This window comes from Streptomyces sp. NBC_00885, from assembly GCF_045207475.1.
GTDB lineage: Bacteria > Actinomycetota > Actinomycetes > Streptomycetales > Streptomycetaceae > Streptomyces.
Genome location: NZ_CP108796.1, coordinates 4167329 through 4186130 on the forward strand (window position 1 = coordinate 4167329; position 18802 = coordinate 4186130).

Annotated in this window: 17 protein-coding genes and 1 tRNA gene; 9 read left to right on the top strand and 9 right to left on the bottom strand. The window is 67.5% G+C overall.

Going from position 1 to position 18802, the window contains the following annotated elements; genetic code table 11:
* Positions 1-317 precede the first annotated feature (317 nt).
* From OHA61_RS18855 to OHA61_RS18865, 3 genes are read right to left on the bottom strand one after another with little or no spacing between them, the layout of a single operon-like run.
* The gene (locus OHA61_RS18855) at positions 318-1616 is read right to left on the bottom strand and encodes an SLC13 family permease (protein ID WP_406304006.1); all 1299 of its coding nucleotides are present in this window, start codon (positions 1614-1616) and stop codon (positions 318-320) included.
* On the bottom strand, positions 1613-2008 hold the full coding sequence (locus OHA61_RS18860; RefSeq protein ID WP_406304007.1) for a hypothetical protein: 396 nt from the start codon (positions 2006-2008) through the stop codon (positions 1613-1615). Before OHA61_RS18860 ends, OHA61_RS18855 begins: the two co-directional genes overlap by 4 nt.
* Positions 1995-3236, bottom strand: a complete 1242-nt coding sequence (locus OHA61_RS18865) for a cation:proton antiporter (RefSeq protein ID WP_406304008.1) — start codon at positions 3234-3236, stop codon at positions 1995-1997. Before OHA61_RS18865 ends, OHA61_RS18860 begins: the two co-directional genes overlap by 14 nt.
* 424 nt (positions 3237-3660) lie before the next feature.
* Between OHA61_RS18865 and OHA61_RS18870 the strand changes: the two genes are divergently transcribed.
* Positions 3661-4524 carry a hypothetical protein gene (locus OHA61_RS18870; RefSeq protein ID WP_406304009.1) on the top strand — a complete coding sequence of 288 codons (864 nt, stop codon included), beginning with the start codon at positions 3661-3663 and terminating at the stop codon, positions 4522-4524.
* Positions 4525-4600: 76 nt separating this feature from the next.
* Complete coding sequence (locus OHA61_RS18875; protein ID WP_406304010.1) at positions 4601-4975, top strand: hypothetical protein; 375 nt, start codon at positions 4601-4603, stop codon at positions 4973-4975.
* A 54-nt stretch (positions 4976-5029) separates the two neighbouring features.
* Here OHA61_RS18875 and OHA61_RS18880 read toward each other — a convergent pair whose 3' ends face one another.
* Both OHA61_RS18880 and OHA61_RS18885 read right to left on the bottom strand, forming a co-directional pair.
* Positions 5030-5578 carry a hypothetical protein gene (locus tag OHA61_RS18880; protein ID WP_406304011.1) on the bottom strand — a complete coding sequence of 183 codons (549 nt, stop codon included), beginning with the start codon at positions 5576-5578 and terminating at the stop codon, positions 5030-5032.
* Entirely contained in the window at positions 5575-6855 is a 1281-nt protein-coding gene (locus tag OHA61_RS18885) for a molybdopterin-dependent oxidoreductase (protein ID WP_406304012.1), read from the bottom strand. Before OHA61_RS18885 ends, OHA61_RS18880 begins: the two co-directional genes overlap by 4 nt.
* A gap of 1149 nt (positions 6856-8004) precedes the next feature.
* Here OHA61_RS18885 and OHA61_RS18890 point away from each other — a divergent pair.
* A complete protein-coding gene (locus OHA61_RS18890) occupies positions 8005-8325 on the top strand; it encodes an MmcQ/YjbR family DNA-binding protein (RefSeq protein WP_406304013.1) in 321 nt (106 codons plus the stop codon).
* A gap of 147 nt (positions 8326-8472) precedes the next feature.
* Here OHA61_RS18890 and OHA61_RS18895 read toward each other — a convergent pair whose 3' ends face one another.
* Positions 8473-9687 (bottom strand): RNA polymerase sigma factor, encoded by a 1215-nt coding sequence (locus tag OHA61_RS18895; protein ID WP_406304014.1) that lies wholly within the window; start codon positions 9685-9687, stop codon positions 8473-8475.
* A 14-nt stretch (positions 9688-9701) separates the two neighbouring features.
* Positions 9702-10061, bottom strand: a complete 360-nt coding sequence (locus tag OHA61_RS18900; protein WP_406304015.1) for a YciI family protein — start codon at positions 10059-10061, stop codon at positions 9702-9704.
* 1270 nt (positions 10062-11331) lie between these two features.
* Here OHA61_RS18900 and OHA61_RS18905 point away from each other — a divergent pair.
* On the top strand, positions 11332-11781 hold the full coding sequence (locus tag OHA61_RS18905) for a hypothetical protein (protein ID WP_406304016.1): 450 nt from the start codon (positions 11332-11334) through the stop codon (positions 11779-11781).
* A gap of 258 nt (positions 11782-12039) precedes the next feature.
* Here the strand turns inward: OHA61_RS18905 and OHA61_RS18910 are convergent, their stop codons facing one another.
* Positions 12040-12264, bottom strand: a complete 225-nt coding sequence (locus tag OHA61_RS18910; RefSeq protein ID WP_406304017.1) for a multiprotein-bridging factor 1 family protein — start codon at positions 12262-12264, stop codon at positions 12040-12042.
* 261 nt (positions 12265-12525) lie between these two features.
* On the opposite strand from OHA61_RS18910, the gene OHA61_RS18915 reads away from it, so the two are divergent.
* The gene (locus OHA61_RS18915) at positions 12526-13368 is read left to right on the top strand and encodes a hypothetical protein (RefSeq protein ID WP_406304018.1); all 843 of its coding nucleotides are present in this window, start codon (positions 12526-12528) and stop codon (positions 13366-13368) included.
* 23 nt (positions 13369-13391) lie between these two features.
* Entirely contained in the window at positions 13392-14840 is a 1449-nt protein-coding gene (locus OHA61_RS18920) for a hypothetical protein (RefSeq protein WP_406304019.1), read from the top strand.
* Positions 14841-15379: 539 nt separating this feature from the next.
* Here the strand turns inward: OHA61_RS18920 and OHA61_RS18925 are convergent.
* Positions 15380-15463 (bottom strand) — tRNA-Leu (locus OHA61_RS18925).
* A 312-nt stretch (positions 15464-15775) separates the two neighbouring features.
* On the opposite strand from OHA61_RS18925, the gene OHA61_RS18930 reads away from it, so the two are divergent.
* The 3 genes from OHA61_RS18930 to OHA61_RS18940 all read left to right on the top strand — a co-directional run bounded on the left by OHA61_RS18930 (position 15776) and on the right by OHA61_RS18940 (position 18785).
* On the top strand, positions 15776-16633 hold the full coding sequence (locus OHA61_RS18930; protein ID WP_406304020.1) for an FhaA domain-containing protein: 858 nt from the start codon (positions 15776-15778) through the stop codon (positions 16631-16633).
* A gap of 10 nt (positions 16634-16643) precedes the next feature.
* Positions 16644-17156: an FHA domain-containing protein gene (locus OHA61_RS18935; RefSeq protein ID WP_361902149.1), complete on the top strand. Its 513-nt coding sequence runs from the start codon at positions 16644-16646 to the stop codon at positions 17154-17156.
* Positions 17157-17285: 129 nt separating this feature from the next.
* Positions 17286-18785, top strand: coding sequence for a PP2C family protein-serine/threonine phosphatase (locus OHA61_RS18940; protein ID WP_389368640.1), 1500 nt, complete (start codon positions 17286-17288; stop codon positions 18783-18785).
* Positions 18786-18802 lie beyond the last annotated feature (17 nt).

Genomic DNA, 18802 nt, shown 5'->3' on the forward strand with positions numbered 1-18802 from the left:
GCGCGCGTGCCCACCGGCCCTGTTCATTCCCGGCGGTCCCTCGTTCGGTCCGTGAGCCGGTCGACGATGAACGCGGTCAGCGTCCCGCCCAGCAGCGCCCACACGGAATGGCGCGGATCGCTTGTGCCGCATACGAGCGCTGACCCCAGGGCAGCGGCAGAGACGGCACCTGCCACCACGGCCGTTCTGTTCGACAGAAACCGCCATTGCTGTCGGGCGGTGCCAGGCCGGCGTATCTCACCGAGTGCAGTGCGGATGACGAGCGCGGCCGCGACGATGCTGCAGGCGAGGGCCGCCTGTATCCATGTGGTCATCGGTCAGGCCAGGGCGAAGTAGCGCAGCCAGACGTACCCGGCCGAGATCGCCACCGTGACGACGGTGACGACGAGTCCGTACTTGGTGAACTGCCAGAAGGAGATGGGGGTGCGGTTGCGCTCGGCGATGCCGAGGACGACGACGTTGGCGCTGGCGCCAATCGCGGTGGCGTTGCCGCCGAGGTCCGCGCCGATGGCCAGGGCCCACCACATGACATGGTTCGTGTCGCCGCCCATCGCCTCGACCAGGTCGCTCGTGATGGGCGCCATGGTGGCGACGTACGGGATGTTGTCGATGATGCCGGACAGCACGGCGGAGGCGCCGAGCAGCAGCATGGAGCCGCCCAGCTCGTTGTCGCCGATGGCGTCGGCGAGTGCCGTGGACACCTCGCCGATCACGCCGGTCTCGATCAGGCCGCCGATCATGATGAACAGCCCGGCGAAGAAGGCAAGGGTGGGCCACTCGACCTCGGTCAGCACCTCCCCGGTCTCCGCGGTGGACAGGGCGATGAGCAGGCCGGCGCCCAGCAGCGCGACGACGCTGGGCTCGTAGTGGAGCACCGGGTGCAGGACGAATCCGGCGACGACCAGGGTGAGCACGATCAGGCCCTGGACGAGGAGCCGGGGGTCGCGGATGGCTTCGCGCTCCTCCAGCTCCATCACCTCGGCCGCGCGGTCCTCGTCGTAGACGAAGGACTTGCGGAACAGGAAGCGGCACAGCGCGATCAGGACCACGATCAGCAGGGCGGACAGCGGCGCGAGGTGGACGAGGAAGTCGTTGAAGGTGAGGCCGGCCCGGCTGGCGATGATGATGTTGGGCGGGTCGCCGACGAGGGTCGACATACCGCCGATGTTGGAGGCCAGGACCTCGGCGATCAGGAACGGGGCGACGGGCAGGGCGAGCCGTTCGCACACCAGCAGGGTCACCGGAGCGACCAGCAGCACGGTGGTGACGTTGTCGAGCAGCGCCGAGGCCACCGCAGTGATGACGACCAGCATGGTCATCACCCGGAAGGGCCTGGCCTTGGCTCTCTTCACAGACCAGATGGCCAGGTACTCGAACATGCCGGTCTTCTTCAGCACGCCGACGATCATCATCATGCCCATCAGCAGGAAGATGACGTTCCAGTCGATGCCGCTGTGCTCGGAGTAGAAGGCGGACTCGTCGTCGGTCGCCCTGATCGCCAGCATCAGCCCGGCGCCACCGAGGGCGGCCGCCACCCGGTGGATCTTCTCGCTGATGATCAGGGCGTACGTGCCGACGAAGACGACGATCGCGGCCCAGCTCTGCCAGTCGTTCACGATCCTCCGATGAGTCGTTCCAACGGGCGGGCGGCCGTGATGGCGCCCACCAGCCGGGCCTGGTTCCCGTCGCGTTCGGTGACGGCGACCAGTGGGGTATGGGTCCGTGCCACGAGTGCTGCCACCTGCAGGGCTCCCGCGTCGGGCCCGACCACCGGCGGCGTGTACGGCGGAAGCCACTCGGTGACGGTCCGACCCGCGATCTTCTCAGTGACGTCGGCGAGGTGCCGGTCGTCGATCGCGGCTGCCCGCCGCGGGTCTTCCAGTAGCTGGTCCGTATCGAGCACGAGCAGCGCGGGCAGCTTGTGCTCGGTCAGCAGCCGTGCCGCATCCACCGCGCTGTCGTCCGTCGAGAAGGAGGGGTGGGGCTCTGCGAGGTCACGCGCGAGCATGGCCGACCTCCTTGCTGTGGTGAACTTCCGCTGCGTCGTTGTCGGCAGGGATGCCCGTCAGGTCCTCGACGTGGAAGAGGCGCGCGATCGGCACGTCCGTGCTGCTGTGGGCGATGATCGAGGCCGCGATGCAGACCGCGATGAGGGTGTACGCCTCCTGGCCGTGCGGGATGCCGGACTGCAGCACCAGCAGTCCGTAGACCACCGATGCGAAGCCCTTCGGCCCGAACCAGGCGGCGACCAGCTTCTCCCGTCGGTCGAATCGCGTCCCGATGAGCGAGATCAGCAGCGACGCCGGGCGGATGAGCACGATCGCCAGGACCGCGGCGACGTATCCGCCGAGGGACAGCTCGCCGAACAGTTGCGGGGTCAGCAGCGCGCCGAAGACCAGCAGGGCCGCGAACTTGGCCAGCTCGGCCAGCGCCTCGCCGAGCGGCTCGAACGCCGCCTTCGCCTCAGGAGACGCCGCGGTGAGGACCGCTCCGGCGGAGAAGGCCGCGAGGTAGGGGTTGGCGTGGGTGAGGTGGCACAGCCCGTACAGAATGATCCCGATGGCAAGCGGCAGCAGCGGCTGAAGCTTCGGCTCCGCGCCGAGCAGCCGGAACCGTACGAGGCTGGTGACGAACAGAGGCAGCAGGATGCCGAGGGCCAGTCCAAGACCCAGCTCAAGCCCGATCTTCGCGAGCGATGCCTCGGCGTGGCCCGCCGTGGGACCGGCCGCGGCGATGAGGATCAGGACGATGGGCAGGGCGAGGCCGTCGTTGATGCCGCTCTCGACATTGAGCAACTGCCGCAGCTTGGCGGGGACTTCCTTGCGGCCCACGATCGCCGAGGCGAACACCGGGTCGGTGGGCGCGAGCACCGCACCGACAAGGAACGACGTCGTCCAGTCCAGACCCACCACGTAGTGCGTGACCAGGGCCATGCCGACGAACGCCAGCGGCATGCCAAGGCCCAGTGCGCGTGCCGGGTTCTTCCAGTTGGCGCGGAGCTTCGGGAAGGAGACGTGCATCCCGTCGGTGAAAAGGACGGCGAACAGGGCGAGGTCCGCGGTGACGGCGACGATCCCACTGTCCGCTGTGATGTGGATCAGACCGAGAAAGCCGTCACTGACCAGAGCCCCGCCGACGAGGAAAAGCAGCGAGGTGGACAGGACCGTACGGGCAGCAAGCCCGGAGAGCAGCACCGCGATCAGCAGTGCGACTCCGAAGACAGCAACGAGCACCATGACGGTGTCCCCCGATCGGCAAAGAGAGCTCTCTCGAATTCGCCGACCAGGCTTCCCGGCACACCGCTGGGAACCATACCCGTTCCTTACGGAATCTTGACAGGTTCCAAGCTCGCATCCGCGGTGCACCTTCGTTGCCGGGCCACGGCAAGGAAGCCTCGCGGGCCGGCCGACGGAACGTCGTCAGCCCTGGCCGTCTGGCCATGACACGCGCGTAGCGGACGACGGAGCGCGCTCGGTCTCGCGGAGGTTGAATCGGTCGCAGAGGGTGACTCCGATCCCACCGCGACAACGAAGCCCCTGCGTGCCGATCTGGGCTGTGCGAAGCAAGAGCGTGACCAGCTCAAGGCGCAGGTCCAGCAGCTCGTCCGTGGATGGCGTGCGAAGCCTCTCACAAGGCCCTATTTCGGCGGATAATCTCTGTATGGTCCGGAAATTGCTCGATCCCTGTGAGGCTGGTGAGCGCGCCCTCACCTCGGGGGACTGGCCGGCGGCCAAGGAAGCCTTCGAGGCTGCCGTGGCCGGGGGCCACGGGTCACCGGAGGCTCTGGACGGCCTGGGGCAGGCCCTGTGGTGGCTCAAGGATGCCGACGGAGCGATTGAGGCCCGTACGCGGGCCTATGCCGAGCTTCGCAAGGACGGGCGTTTCGGCGAGGCAGTAAAGATCGCGGTATGGCTGGCGCGGGAGTACCGCGGCCTGTACCGCAACGATGTGGCGGCCGACGGCTGGCTGGCTCGGGCGCAGAGCATGGCCAACCGGTCAGACGGCGTTGCGGGACGGGGATGGGCCAGCGTCGCAGCGGCCGAAGCCCTCCGCGACGTCGGTCGTTCAGCAGCTCTGCTGTGCGATGCGGTGGGGCTGGCGCGCAGAGACGAAGATGCCGATCTGGAAATCGTGGCACTCGCCCGGCTGGGCGTGCTGGAAGTCGAAAAGGGCGCTGTCGACGGCGGTCTCGCTCACTTGGACGAGTCGATGGCTGCTGCGACTGCCGGGGAGGGGCGTGACCCGCAGAGTATCGGGGAGGCGTGCTGCGCCCTGATGGAAGCTGTCGATCTGCTGGGAGACGCGGAGCGCGTCGGTCGCTGGGCGGATGCCGTGGGAGCCTTTCGGCGCACGTACGGCCTTCCTGAGCCGGGTGCTCACGGGCAGCCCTACCTGCAGGTCGGCATGGCGGCACTGTCGGCGTTCTGTGGGTCGTGCTGTGCAGGCATCCATCTGGTCACCGGACGTTTGGATGAGGCCGAGCAGGAGCTGACCGCCGCGCTACCGACCGCTGCACCGGCCTGAGCGGTCGTGCACCGTCCCCGCTGCCTGAAGCGACGGCAATCGGAAGCGGGAGAGCGAAGAGAAAAGGAGGCCAAAAATGCCGAAGTCATCAAAGAAGACCGCCGCCGAGACCGTCCGAATCGAGGGCTACGAAGGCCACTTCGATGACCTCGAAGGCGGATACACGGTGGGCTTCGAAACCTACACTCAGACCGCAGATCTGGCCCCGTTCTTCAAGGGACTGCCTGACGATCGATGCCAGTGCTCCCACTGGGGCTACGTACTCAAGGGGAAGGTGGTGTTCAGGACCGCCGACGGCGAGGAGGCCTTCCTGGCCGGTGACGCCTACTACGTGCCGCCGGGCCACACCCCCGAGATCTTCGAAGGCACTGAGGTTGTCGAGTTCAGTCCGACAGACGAACTCAAGCGCACGCTCGAGGTGGTCGGCAGAAATCTCGAAGCCGGCGGGTGAGGCCGCGAGCCCACACTCGTCGCAGGTGTCCGGAAACGACTCGTCGTCCTCGTCCTAATCCGGCTCATCCGGTTCGTCCGACTCCATGCCGGGTGTGGATTCCCGGTTCGGCTCCGGCGCCCGCCTGGTCGGGCGGGAAGACCGCATACGGACCAGCAGCAGGAGAGCGGAGAGGCCGAACAGTGCGGCGCTGATCAGCAGCCAGCGGCCGAGGAACACGTCGTCGGGGAGGCCGGTGTATGCGGTGAAGATTTCCACCTGTCCCAGGATCAGGGGAAAGTAGGTCAGGAGCAGGACACCGGACAGGAAGACAGGCACTCGGACGTAGTTGATCCATCCCCGCATCGGCGGGTTGTCGTCGCCTTGAGCTGCAGGATCTGGGGGTCGGCCCAATACGGTCTGGGCGGCGCGGTCGGTGAGCGCATAGAGCGGGAGCAGGACCAGGTCGTGCAGGAGGGCCGCTCCGACGAACCACGCCACGACCATCCACGGTTGGTCCCCGTCCAGTAGCCGGATTCCCGCGTACCCGGTCAGGGCGAAGGAGCAGAGCACCAGGAGCAGGTGCAGGGGAGAGGCTCCGTAGCGGGCTCGAAAGCCGCTCATGCGCTCTCCCCGAAGGTCAGTCGGGTGACCCATTTGGTGTTGTGGACACCGGGGTTGGCCGGGATGATGACTCGCGCCGGATACCCGTGATCCGGCGACAGGTCGGCTCCGTTGACCCGCAGCGCCAGCAGCGAGCGCGCGTCGCGGACCTGGTTGTCGCGCAGCATGGCCGAGCGGAAGGCCCCGCTGCGCTGGGCGGATTCGACGAACACACCCGGTGCATAGTCGGCGAAGCCGACGAGTGCGGCGAGGTCGGCCAGCCGCACCCCGCTCCACTCCTGGTCGTCGGTGGACCACCCTTCCACGCAGGCGATGGGCAGCGCCGCACTGTGCTGCGGCAATGCCAGCACCTGGTCGCGGGTGAGGATCTTTTCGTGGCCCCCGCCCCGTACGACCAGCCGCCAGTCGGGTCCGATGTCGCGGGCACGAATTCCCACACCGGCGGCGGTCTTGTTGATCTGGAAACCGTTCGGACCCGGCCCGGGCTCCTGGCCGTGCGGGGCGAGAAGGGCGGTGGATCTGAGGGACCCGCCGATGCTCTGCCCGGCCGTCACTGCGAGCAGTAGCAGGGAGCCCGCACCCACCATGCCCAGAGCACCCCGCCGCGACATCGTCGGCGGAGCCGGGTTCGGTGTCACCAGGCCGGTCTCGTCCGCGGGTGCTGCTTGCGTGCGGTCGGCGGGCGTGCGCAGCTCGTCGCGGAGGCCGCCGCTGCGCAGTGTCCGGATCACCAGGGGCATGCGGAAGGCGATATGCACGATGAAGGCGCCGATGAACACCCAGGCCCCGTAGAAGTGCAGGACGTAGAAGGAGCCGGGGAAGATGTAGTCCAGCTGGATATTGAGCACACCGGTGGCGAATTCGAACAACACGCCACCCACGAGCAGCAGCAGCGAGAGCCGTTCAAGCACCTGGCTGAGTGATCTCACAGGGGGCCAGGCGAACAGCCGGGGGGTCACCGACCACAGCTTCGCGAGCAGCACCGGGATCAGCACGATGCCGAGCGTGACATGGATGCCCTGGTTGAGGCGGTAGAGCCAGTACGGATCGGTTGGCCAGGCGAAGAGATAGAAGCCCAACCACCCCTTGTCGGGGGTCTGGTCATTGCCCGCGAGATCCGGGTTGTAGGCGGCGTAGGAGAGCAGCCCGGTCACGAACAACACCGGGATACCGACGAGCAGAACTGCGCCGAATACGGATGTCAGCCACGGTCCCCGCAGAGGACTTCGCCAGAATCCCGGCCGGGACGGTCCGGCCGGTGGGCCCACCCGCAACATGTCCGCAGCCCGCGCCCTCGATGTCGTCGGCCTTGAGCCCGCCACCGGAGTCTGCGGGGAACGGTCCTCCCTTTCGTGCCCGTCGGATGGCTCGCCCGCGGAAAGACTGCGTTCCCGGCGGCCAGTCGCCTCCTGACCGGCAGACGACGGGGTGCCACTGATACCGCCCTTGTGCACGCTCGTCGCGTCACTTCGTTCCGCAGGCGTCTCGTCCGCCCCGCGCCGACCCGACTCGCCTGCGCTGGCGGCCGGCTCATCTGCCGAGGAAGGCTCCCCCTCATCGTGTGTGTTGCCCATGGGATCCCTTGCGCTCTTCACGGAACGGCAGACCACTGGCCAACACCGAACAGTAGGGCCAAATACCAGTGTTTGAGGGTATTTATTTGACGTCCGATCCTCGTGGCTCCCGCGCCGACCGACTGTGCTGGAGGCCGGGACAAAGGCAACGCGCGTCCGCCGCGACGACACCGGGCCCCCCGATCCGAGGACGCAGAGGCCCCGTGGGCCCATGTGCTTCCGGCCGCGTGTGGACGCGGCACTGCCACCTGTTCGCCCCGGTGTCCGGGCTTCGGGTAGTAGAACCGGCAGTCCCACTCGGCGCGCTGGTTCCCCCGGGCCGGGATGCCAAAGGGCCGTATGTACGCCGCCGAACCGGACTGCTTGAGCAGGGCGGCCAGATGCATCAGGATCCAGCGCATTCACCCGACTGGTGGCCAGTGCGAGATCGGAGCGTCGGCCTGTGTCTACGCTCGGCGCATGGACACCCACCCGCACTCCCGACCCGCAAGGCCCAGGAACTGCGACAGAAGATGTCGCGCACTTGATGGTGCGCTGCCTTCAGGTCGAGGGAGTGGAGTACGTCGGGATCCCCGCTGAGGGGAACATCCGCTTCGTCGACGCCCTGAATGGCTCCGGCATCCAGTGCATTCTCGTCCGCACGAGCAGGGCGCGTCTTCATAAGCGAGGCGCTCGGTGATGTCGGCGGCCGTGCTGATGCCGGAGCCCGACGGGGGAAAGGACTACGTGGGCCGGCTTGCGCGGGCAGCGACCGTAGCCTGTGTCCGCGTTCCCTGGCCGGCGGGCCGGTGGAAGCATCGCTTTCGGTCTTGCGTCTCCGCCACTGAAATCCACCACCCTGGGAGACCACCGATGTCCGACTGCCCTACCGACTTCTTCACAGATGTCACCACACCAGCACTCGCCCACCCGGATGTGACGACCGGCACGATGATGGGGTTCCCCTGCCTGCGGGTCTCCGGCGCCTTCTTTGCCTCCTGCGATCCCCGGTCAGGTGACCTCGTAGTCAAACTCCCCCACGAGCGCGTCGAACAGCTCATTGCGGACGGTGCCGGCCAGCCGTTCGCGCCGGCCGGGCGGACCTTCCGAGAGTGGGTCGTGATCCACGACCGCGATGCGACCCGTTGGGCTGAACTGATCGACGAAGCCCGGCTTTTTGTCAGCGAGCAGTAGCGGACAAAGGGATAAGGGGCGATCCCACGCCAACTCTTGCTCGAAACCAAGCCCATGGTTCCGCCCCTCCGGAGCACGGGGCACCGAGCCACGCCCTGACGGCAGGCAGCTATGCGCGCGATGCCCGCACGCTGCAAGCCGGTTCGCTCAGCGCGCAGCTCGGCCGCCGAGCCTGAGGAACTCCCGCTCTGCGTCCGTCGGCGCCATGGAGGCGGCGCGCTCGTAGGCGACCGCGGCCTCGCTGTTCCTGCCCAGCCGCCGCAGCAGATCGGCTCGCGTGGCGTGGAACGGGTGGTAGTTGTCCAGGTCCAGCTCTTCCACCAGAGCCAGTGCGGCGGCGGGGCCCTGCACCTCACCGACGGCGATGGCACGGTTGAGAGCCACGACGGGCGTGGGGGCGATGGCGAGCAACTGATCATACAGGGCGAGGATCTGCCACCAGTCGGTCTGCTCGAATGTCGCGGCGTCCGCATGTACGGCATTGATGGCGGCCTGGAGCTGATACGCACCGGGGTGGTCGCGGCGAAGGCACCGGCGGACGATCGCCTGGCCCTCCTCGATCAAGCCCCGATCCCATCGGCCGCGGTCCTGCTCGCCGAGCAGCACCAGGGAGCCGTCTGGCCGCATGCGTGACGAGCGACGGGACTCGGTCAGGAGCAACAGTGCGAGCAGGCCGGCCACCTCCGGCTCGTCGGGCATGAGCGTCGTCAGGATCCGTGCCAGCCGGATCGCCTCGGGGCACAGGCCCTGTTCGGCCGCTCCGGTCAGTCCGGCGTTGTAGACGAGGTAGACGACGGCCAGTACCTGGGGCAGGCGGTCGGGCAGCTCGTGATCCTCCGGTACGCGGTAGGGGATCCGGGCGGCCTTGATCTTGTGCTTGGCACGCACGAGGCGTTGCGCCATCGTCGGTTCGGCCAGGAGGAAGGATCGCGCGACCTCCGCGGTCGACAGGCCGCCGAGCAGCCGGAGGGTGAGAGCCACCTGCGCTTCCGTGGAGAGTGCCGGGTGGCAGCAGGTGAAGATGAGGCGAAGCCGGTCGTCCTGCACGGGTCCCGCCTCCTCGAGCGTGCCGTAATCGTCGTTGCCGGGCGAGAGCACCGCCGCCTCGCCGAGCAGTTCCCGTTCACGCGACTCGTGGCGCAGACGGTCAATGGCACGCCGGCGGGCGGTCGTGGTGATCCAGCCGCCCGGGTTGGGCGGCAGACCGCTGCCCGGCCAGGTGCGCAGGGCGACGGCGAACGCCTCCTGCACCGCATCCTCGGCGACGTCGATGTCACCGAAGACGCGGATCAGAGCAGCGACCGATCGGCCGGATTCCTCGCGGAAGATCCGGACGACCGCGGCCTCATCGACGATCGGCAAGATCAGGCTCCGGGCTACGCAGCGAAGCCCGCGAAGGGACGGACCTCGATCGGCGCCTTGATGGCCTCGGTGACTTTCGACGCCCAGGCGATCGCGGCGTCGAGGTCCTCGGCCTCGATAATGTAGAAGCCGCCAAGGTGTTCCCTGGCCTCCGCAAAGGGGCCGTCCGTGGTCAGCACCTTGCCGTCGGACATGCGCACGACGGTGGCGGTGTCGGGTCCGTGCAGTCGGCCGGAGAACACCCAGGCGCCGAGCGACTTCATCTCCTGCTCGATGATGCCGACCTGCTTGTGGGACTGCTGCATCTCCTCGTCGGTCATCGGAGCGCGGGCCTCGCCCTCGACGCTGTGGACCGACAGCATGTACTTCGTCATGGTGGTGCTCCTCGTGACGGTGCGGGCAGCTCCCGCCCTCACCCCAACTACGAACGGGCCTCGGCCCAGATCGACACGTGCTTCCAAGAAAAGCTCTTGCGGCCCAAGAAGAGCTCGTCAGCGGCGGATGAGTCGATCAGGACATCAGCCAACCGACCGGGTCTCTTCATCCTGGCACCTACCGCCTGACCATCCTCACCAACGGCACACCATGCGCCTGCTCACAGCTCCGCGCAGCCTGTCGCCGTGAGACCCCCGCTACCGACGGCACAGGCCGGCGGGTGCTCTCACCGCTCCCGCAACTGTGGCGCCAGCGATCACCCCTGGGCCGGTGCCGCAGTAGCCGGAGGTTGGGCAGGCACAAACGGTCTCTTCCTCGTGCTGGCAGTGTGCCGCACTGGCAGCCGTTCTTGCCCTCGCGTCTGGACGTCTCGCTCGACACCACTGAGGCTCGACACCACTGAGGTCTGTCGCGACTTTGTCAGCGTCGGCTGCTTTCGTCAGCCGCGCCGGTCACTACCCGGGACAGCCCTGTCTGTCAGTTTCCTTGCCGCGCGGGTGCACAGCTGCGCCCAGGCCTTCCCCTGTCCTCCCGTGGACAGCAACCTCCAAGCGTGGAAGACCGGTCTGTTCCCTTCCTTCAGAAGTAGCCAGGGGTACCTGATCCCCTGTCCCAGCTCTTGCCTGCACACCCCTGCCAGACGTTCCGAGGCTTGGGACAATGTGTGTCCTTGCTGCCGCTTCAACCCCTGGGGGTTGTACTGCCTCGGGCAGGCTGCGTAAGACGCCGCCGTCAGGTGAACCGCCGCCACGCGACAGGTCCACGGTTTCGTTGGCGCTCCGCCTCGCGCACAGGGGGCAGCACAGCCTTTCCCGGGCGTCGGCCCACATCTGGCCGCCGACCTGTCTATTCCGATGGCGTGTCCCGACAGGGGCTGTCTGTCCCAACCCTGCGTCGGCAGCACAGGTGCAGTCAGGCCCTGTAGCCCCGATTTCATGAATCGCGACGGCACGAGGGGACGGAAAGGTTTCCTTGGAATACCCGGACTGGCAAATGACAACTTCACCTCAAACCGTATTGACAACTCAATTTACCCAGGCGAGACAGTGAAACGTTTCGTCGCGTCAGACAAGGGATGTGATCGCGAGCGGTATTTTTTGGCCCGTTGGCACCAGCATCCCGACCGGGTAATTAGTCGTGTCGCTACTTCGGGTGAAGTACCCCTTGCGAGGCGAGTAAGTTGTGCTCTCTCATAGGTAGGGTTCTGCGGTGATCGAAACTCTTACCTGGGGTGAGCTCTCCAGTAATCCCGATAAGTACATCAAACTCGCAGAGGAGATGGAGGCCGAGATGCAGCGCGACAGCTACAAGTTGCGCAAGGTGCTCCGCTATCTACGAAACCTGAAGAAGCAGAAGGACATCGCCGAGTCGTGGGAGACATCAGGCATCCCCGACCAGCGTCAGCCCAAGGCTCCCCGCGAACAAGCCGAGGCCTCCGCTGCAGGCGGCCCCCAACCCCCCACCCGCAAGATGCGCATCCTGCGCCTCATGAGCCAAGATCCACAGCGGCAATGGAAGGCACTCGAAATGGCCCACGCCCTCAATGAGCCATCCAAGATCAAGAGCGTTCGCGTAGCCATGGATGAACAGGCCAGGGCAGGGGACCTGATCAAGCATCCGAATGCCTTCTACCAGTACGCCCCACCACAGCAGGATTGACCACGAGAATCCAGGAAGGCCGCCACCAAGGAGTCCAGTCCGAGGTGGCGGCCAACGGCGACGAACCCACCGAGAACTTTCCACAGAGCCGGATCAGGTCGTCGTGTTGCATTTTACGAGCGGCTGAGCTCCGCCGGTAGCGCACGACGAAATATGGTCCCGCCCTTCGCCCGAAGGGATGACCTGAACGTGTTCAGCCTCCAACAGCCCCTCCGCCCCCAGGTTCCGCCCGCAGCCAGCGTTTCTTGGGTGCCCACGTCATACATCCCGGCCAGGCCACAGATCACAGTCCAGCGCCTTTTCCAGGTTGGCAATGGTCAGCAGGTCGGGCCACGCCTCCCCGGCGATCGCCTTGGCGATCGTGTAGCGGGCGACGCCGCTGATCCGCGACAGCTGGGCAACCGACCAGCCTTTGCCGTCGAGCGCGGCTTTGAGCCTGGCAGCCATGGCTTGAGCGACCCGCGACCCGTGATGGTCGGTCATGAGGGCCTCAGGCCACGCACCGTCGGCGCAGTAGGCGCGCGGCGGCAGTCTGCGGGCATCTCCTTGGGGCATGAGATGAAGTCTGACCCATCCGGTCCTCCCCGGTCGCGCGCGGTCGCTGCTACGGATACATGTTATTCGAATAGCACCCCGCCTGCTGGGGTGCTGGTCTGGCGACATGTGATGGCTCAACGGATCGACTCGTATCGACCGAACGGTTCCCCCGCGGGGTGGAGCCGCGTCGGCGACGAGGTGCGCCGTGTGGTCCTGCTCGCTGACCCCGTGCTCCCGCACAAAGCGCGAGAACTCCTCGGCGCATTGGCACAGTTGGCGCTCTTCTGCTCGGGTGAAGGCCTGCCCGTCAACGCCGAGGTGTGGCTCCAGCGTGAGGTGATCGAACGCTTCATCGCGGTGGGCTGCCCGCACGTGGAGGAGAGCACCCGCGGCAACTACCGCTCCCGGCTCCTGCGGCTGCGCGAGGTCGTCTTCGGAGGGGACTGCGTCACGGGCGAACCCGCAAAGCTCTCCGGCTCAAGCCGAAACCGGCCCTACAGCCGCAGGGAGCTGGCGGACTTGTGGGGGTGGGCCAATGGCCAGCCGACCGATGAGCTGCGCTGGGGCTGCAAAACGCTCCTTGCCCTCGGTGCAGGCGTCGGCCTCGACTCTCCAGAAGTCATCCCCCTGCGAGTCCACGACGTCCGCTCCTCGCCCTACGAAAGCGGCGCGGTGGTCGTGGCCACCCGTGGCGAGCGAAAGCGCGAAATCCTCTGCCTTCGCCCCTGGGAGCCGGTACTGGCAGCGGCGGCCGAGCGGCTCACGGCACCCGGAACCGCCAGCTATCTGTTTCGCCCGAACTCCTACGGCCGGGGGACGAACACCGTGACGAACTTCCTGGCCCGGACCAAGCCCAGCCAGGGCGTTCCCCGCTTGGTCATGGGCCGCCTGCGCACAACGTGGCTGGTCGATCTGTTCAATGCCCGGCTCCCCATCACCGTGATCGTGGCCGCTGCCGGTGTCGACACCCTGCACGGCCTGTCCCGAGTCCTCCCGTACCTCGCAGGCATCCCCGCCGACGAGGCCGCCAGGCTCCTGAGAGGCGACTGATGGGCGGCAGCGCCCCAAGCGGCGTGCCCAAGGACCGACACGAGCGACTGCTGGCCATGCGTGCGGAACGCAGACTGCTCGCCGACCCCGACGTCGCGGCAGCCTGTGAAGAAGTCGACAACAGCGGCCTCGTCCCACTGCTGCAGGAGTTCGTCCACCTGGGCCGCGGCCGACCCCGCAACCTCTCCTTGCGCACACTGCTGATCGGCCTCCACCTGTGTACCCAGATCCATGGTGGAAGGGTCGTGCTGGAGCGGGTCACGGACATCCTCTTCTTCGGGATCAGCAGTGAGGCTCGCGAAAGCCTCGGCATCCCCGACTACCCCGACCACGACCAGGGCTTCGAAGCCGGCTACGCCGTCGTGCGGCGCCTCTTCCACGCGATGCGCAAGGCGATGGACCCCTCACCCCTGCCGGCCAACAAATGCCTCTCCCGCGAGAAAGCAGCACGGCTCACGGCAGCCGCAGACCCGGAGGCTCTCGCCGAACGAGAACACCGGCTCGCCCTGTTCACCGAGTTTCTCCTGGACGCATCCGTACGTCCCCTGAAGGACCTGCTCGCCGAGTTGTCGGACGGCTCCCTGGCCGTGGACGCCACCCCCATCCGTACCTTCTCCAAGGGGCGCAAGACCAACGGCCCCGAACTCGCCACCGACCCCGACGCCGGCTGGTACGTCCGCGAAGGTGACCACCGCGACCCGGACACCGCACCCGCAGCAGACGCCGTGCGACCGCCGACGAAGCGCGGCAAGAAGAGCAAGCCCACAAAAAAGGGCAGGAAGGGGAAGAAAACCTCGCTGAAGAAGAAGGCCAAGTACCTGTTCGGCTACGACGCCGCCCTCGCCGTCACCCGTGACGCCCGCTACGACGAGGTGCTCCTGGACGACAACACGCCCAACCCCGACGTCCTCCCCGCACTCGTCCTGGGCGTCTCCCTCGACAAGCCGGGCTGCCGCCCTGGCTACAACGGACTGAAGGTCCTGAGCCGACTGCGTCAGCGGGGCTACAAGCCGGGCTACGTCGCCGGGGACCTCGCGTACAACAACTCGGAGCCCGACGAGTGGCAGCTGCCCGTCCGCGCCCTCGGCTACAAGCCCGTGTACGACTACCGCATCAATCAGCTCGGCAAGCAGGCCGAAACCCAGGGCGCGATCCTGGTCGAAGGAACCTGGTACTGCCCCTCGATGCCCGAGCCCTTGATCGATGCCACCAAGGACCTCTGTGCCGAGCGCATCGACCGCGAGACCTGGATCCGGCTCATCGCCGCCCGAAAGTCCTACCGCCTCATGCCCAAAGAGAACGAGGACCCCGAAGGGCACCAGCGCATGATGTGCCCGGCCGCGGCCGGCAAGGTTCAGTGCCCCATCAAATCGAGATCAATGGGCCGCGGCATCCACCTTCCGCTCGTCGACCCCGAGCCGAGCCCCGCCGAAGGTCTGCCGCCAACGCAGCATCACGCTCGCCCCGGCTGAGGGAGCCAAGCACTGGCAGCCCCTCGAGTTCGGCGACGAGGAATGGCAGAAGGTCTACTTCCGCCTCCGCAACAGCGTCGAGGGCTACAACGGCTACGCGAAGAACCCCCTCGCCGAAGCCATCGAGGCCTCCGGCACCCGACGCATCCGCGGCATTGCAGCCCAGACCATCCTTCTCGCCTTCCAGCTCGCCCACGCCAACCGCCGGAAGATCAAGAACTGGGTGGAGACCCTCGCCCTCAACGGGGAGCGCCCGCGCAGACGCACGCACCACCGGCGCCGCACCAAGCCGCTGGGCAAATGGACACCCACGGGATTCCTGGCACCCACCGGCTAGAGATCAACGCCAGCGCACACCAACTGAAGATCATCAAACAAGCAGAGCCCGCACCGTGAGGCATGTCATGGTGTGGGCTCATTCACGTCGAAACGCCCCGTACACGCCGAACTCGGGCCAGCCGCGCCCCCGACCAACGAGAAACGGGCCCCCACCAGGACTTTCGTCACTGGTCGAGACCCGTTTCGTCGGTTTCTCTCTGTGCGCGAGGGGGGAGTTGAACCCCCACGCCCTTTCGGGCACTGGAACCTGAATCCAGCGCGTCTGCCTATTCCGCCACCCGCGCATTGGGTGTTGCCGCCCGCCCCACCTGCCGGTGTGAGCGCCTGGCGACATGCAGAAGATTAGCACGCTGCACTGGGTGGATTCACATCCGATTGTTTCGCAGACGGTGCCGGGGAACAGGGAACGGAAGGCGGCCGCCCCCGCTCCTCCTTGGAGCACCCCGTGTGCGGGACACTGTCAGGAGGCCGCCTCTACGATCCGTGTGAGAGGTGACACTCATCGACGGGGCAGACAAGGGGAACCAGCCGATTTCCCGACGCGTGGATACGATCAGTAAGCAGTACCAGGACGGCAACGACGGAGGAGGTGCCTCATGGGAGTCCTGAAGAAGTTCGAGCAGCGACTCGAAGGTCTGGTCAACGGCACCTTCGCCAAGGTGTTCAAGTCCGAGGTCCAGCCCGTCGAGATCGCCGGCGCCCTCCAGCGCGAGTGCGACAACAACGCGACGATCTGGAACCGCGAGCGGACTGTCGTCCCCAACGACTTCATCGTGGAGCTCAGCGCGCCCGACTTCGAGCGCCTGAGCCCGTACTCCGGCCAGCTCGGCGACGAACTGTCCGGACTGGTACGCGACTACGCCAAGCAGCAGCGCTACACCTTCATGGGGCCGATCAAGGTCCACCTGGAGAAGGCGGACGACCTCGACACCGGTCTGTACCGGGTGCGCAGCCGCACCCTCGCGTCGAGTACGTCACAGTCGCCCGAGCGCGCACCCGCCGGTCCCGGCCACGCCGCCGCCCCCCAGGGCGGCGTCCGCGGCGGCTACGGCTACCCGCCCACCGGAGCACCTCCCATGCCGGCCGCGCCCCCTCCGGGCGTCGGCCGACCCGGCCCCGCGCCCGTCGCGGACCGCCGCCCGGCACCGGGCCCAGGCCCGATGCCGAGCACTCAAGTACGACGTTGGATCGAGATCAACGGCACCCGCCATCAGATCTCCCGCCCGACGCTGGTGCTGGGTCGCAGCACCGACGCCGATGTGCGGATCGACGATCCCGGCGTATCGCGCCGGCACTGTGAGATCCGGACCGGAACGCCCTCGACGATCCAGGATCTCGGGTCTACCAACGGCATCGTGGTAGACGGGCAGCACACCACCCGCGCTACGCTCCGCGACGGCTCGCGGATCGTCGTGGGCAGCACCACCATCGTTTACCGGCAAGCCGAAGGGTGAAGCGGGGGCAATGTCAGAGCTGACCCTGACGGTCATGCGGCTAGGTTTCCTGGCCGTTCTGTGGCTGTTCGTTATCGTGGCCGTTCAGGTCATCCGCAGCGACCTGTTCGGTACGCGCGTCACGCAACGCGGTTCGCGCCGCAATGCCGACGCACGCCCCCAGCAGGCCCGCCAGAGTGCCGCGCCTCCGCAGCAGCGGCAGCAGGCGAGCGGCCGCCAGCGGCGCGGTGCGCCCACCAAACTGGTCGTCTCCGAAGGCACCCTCACGGGCACCACGGTGGCGCTGCAGGGCCAGACGATCAGCCTGGGCCGGGCGCACGACTCCACGATCGTGCTGGACGACGACTACGCGTCCAGCAGGCATGCCAGGATCTACCCGGACCGTGACGGCCAGTGGATCGTCGAGGATCTCGGGTCCACCAACGGCACATATCTCGACCGGACCCGACTCACCACCCCGACACCGATTCCGCTGGGCGCGCCGATCCGCATCGGCAAGACCGTCATCGAGCTGCGGAAGTAGTACGACAATGAGCGAGCGGAGCGAGCGAGCCGCAGCGGTCCCGACAGCGGACCGGGACGGGCTCCCGAGCGGAGGGTGGGCAGTGTGGCTCGAGACCGGCTGTACCCCGAGCCGACGGGCGAGGTGCGCATGAGTCTGTCTCTGCGTTTCGCCGCCGGATCGCACAAGGGCATGATCCGGGAGGGCAACGAGGACTCCGGCTATGCCGGCCCCCGCCTTCTGGCCATCGCCGACGGCATGGGCGGACAGGCCGCCGGCGAGGTCGCCTCGTCGGAGGTCATCTCCACGCTCGTCACACTCGACGACGACGTGCCCGGCTCGGACATCCTCACCTCGCTCGGCACTGCCGTACAGCGCGCCAACGACCAGCTGCGGCTCATGGTCGAGGAGGACCCCCAGCTCGAAGGCATGGGCACCACGCTCACCGCCCTGCTCTGGACCGGCCAGCGCCTCGGCCTCGTACACGTCGGCGACTCCCGCGCCTACCTGCTGCGCGACGGTGTGCTGACGCAGATCACGCAGGACCACACCTGGGTGCAGCGCCTCGTCGACGAGGGCCGGATCACCGAAGAGGAAGCCACCACCCACCCGCAGCGCTCCCTGCTGATGCGCGCGCTGGGCAGCGGCGACCATGTCGAGCCCGACCTCTCCATCCGCGAGGTCCGCGCCGGCGACCGCTATCTGATCTGCTCGGACGGACTGTCCGGTGTGGTCTCCCACCAGACGATGGAGGAGACCCTCGCCAGCTACCAGGGCCCGCAGGAGACCATCCAGGACCTCATCCAGCTCGCGCTGCGCGGCGGCGGCCCCGACAACATCACGTGCATCGTCGCCGACGTCCTCGACACCGACTCCAACGACACCCTGGCCGGGCAGCTCAACGACACCCCGGTCGTCGTCGGCGCGGTCGCCGAGAACCAGCTCCAGCTGAACGACGGCGGCGCCATGCAGACCCCGGCGGGCCGCGCGGCCGGCCTCGGCCGCCCCGTACCCCCGCAGCAGCCCGGCGGGGGCTTCGGCCCGCCCGGCAGCGGCGACGGCATGGGATACGGCGGGATGCCGCCCGAGGGCAGCTTCGGCGCCTACACCGACGACGACTTCATCAAGCCGCGCCGCGGCCGCAGGTGGCTGAAGAGAAGCTTCTACATCGTGCTCGCCCTGGGCGTCGTCGGCGCCGGCCTGTACGGCGGCTACCGCTGGACTCAGACCCAGTACTACGTGGGCTCCAAGGACGAGCACGTCGCGCTCTACCAGGGCATCAGCCAGGACCTGGCCTGGGTCTCGCTCTCGGACGTCGAGAAGGACCACCCCGAGATCGAACTCAAGTACCTCCCGCCCTACCAGCGCAAGCAGGTAGAGGCGACGATCACCGCCGACAGCCTCGGCAAGGCCCGCGCGAAGGTCGACGAACTCGCCGACCAGGCCGCGGCCTGCAAGAAGGACGAGCAGCGCCGCGACGCCGCGGACCGCGCCAGCACTCCGCCGCCCGGTGAGGGCGAGGCCGGTGGCACCACCGGCAAGCCCACCACCCAGAACGCACAGACCAAGCCGACCGCACCTACTCCCACTCCGGGCCCCACCCTCTCGGAGGAGGAGCAGAAGCTGGCCGCGAACTGCGGAAAGCAGTAATCGGCCGTAGGGGGCCT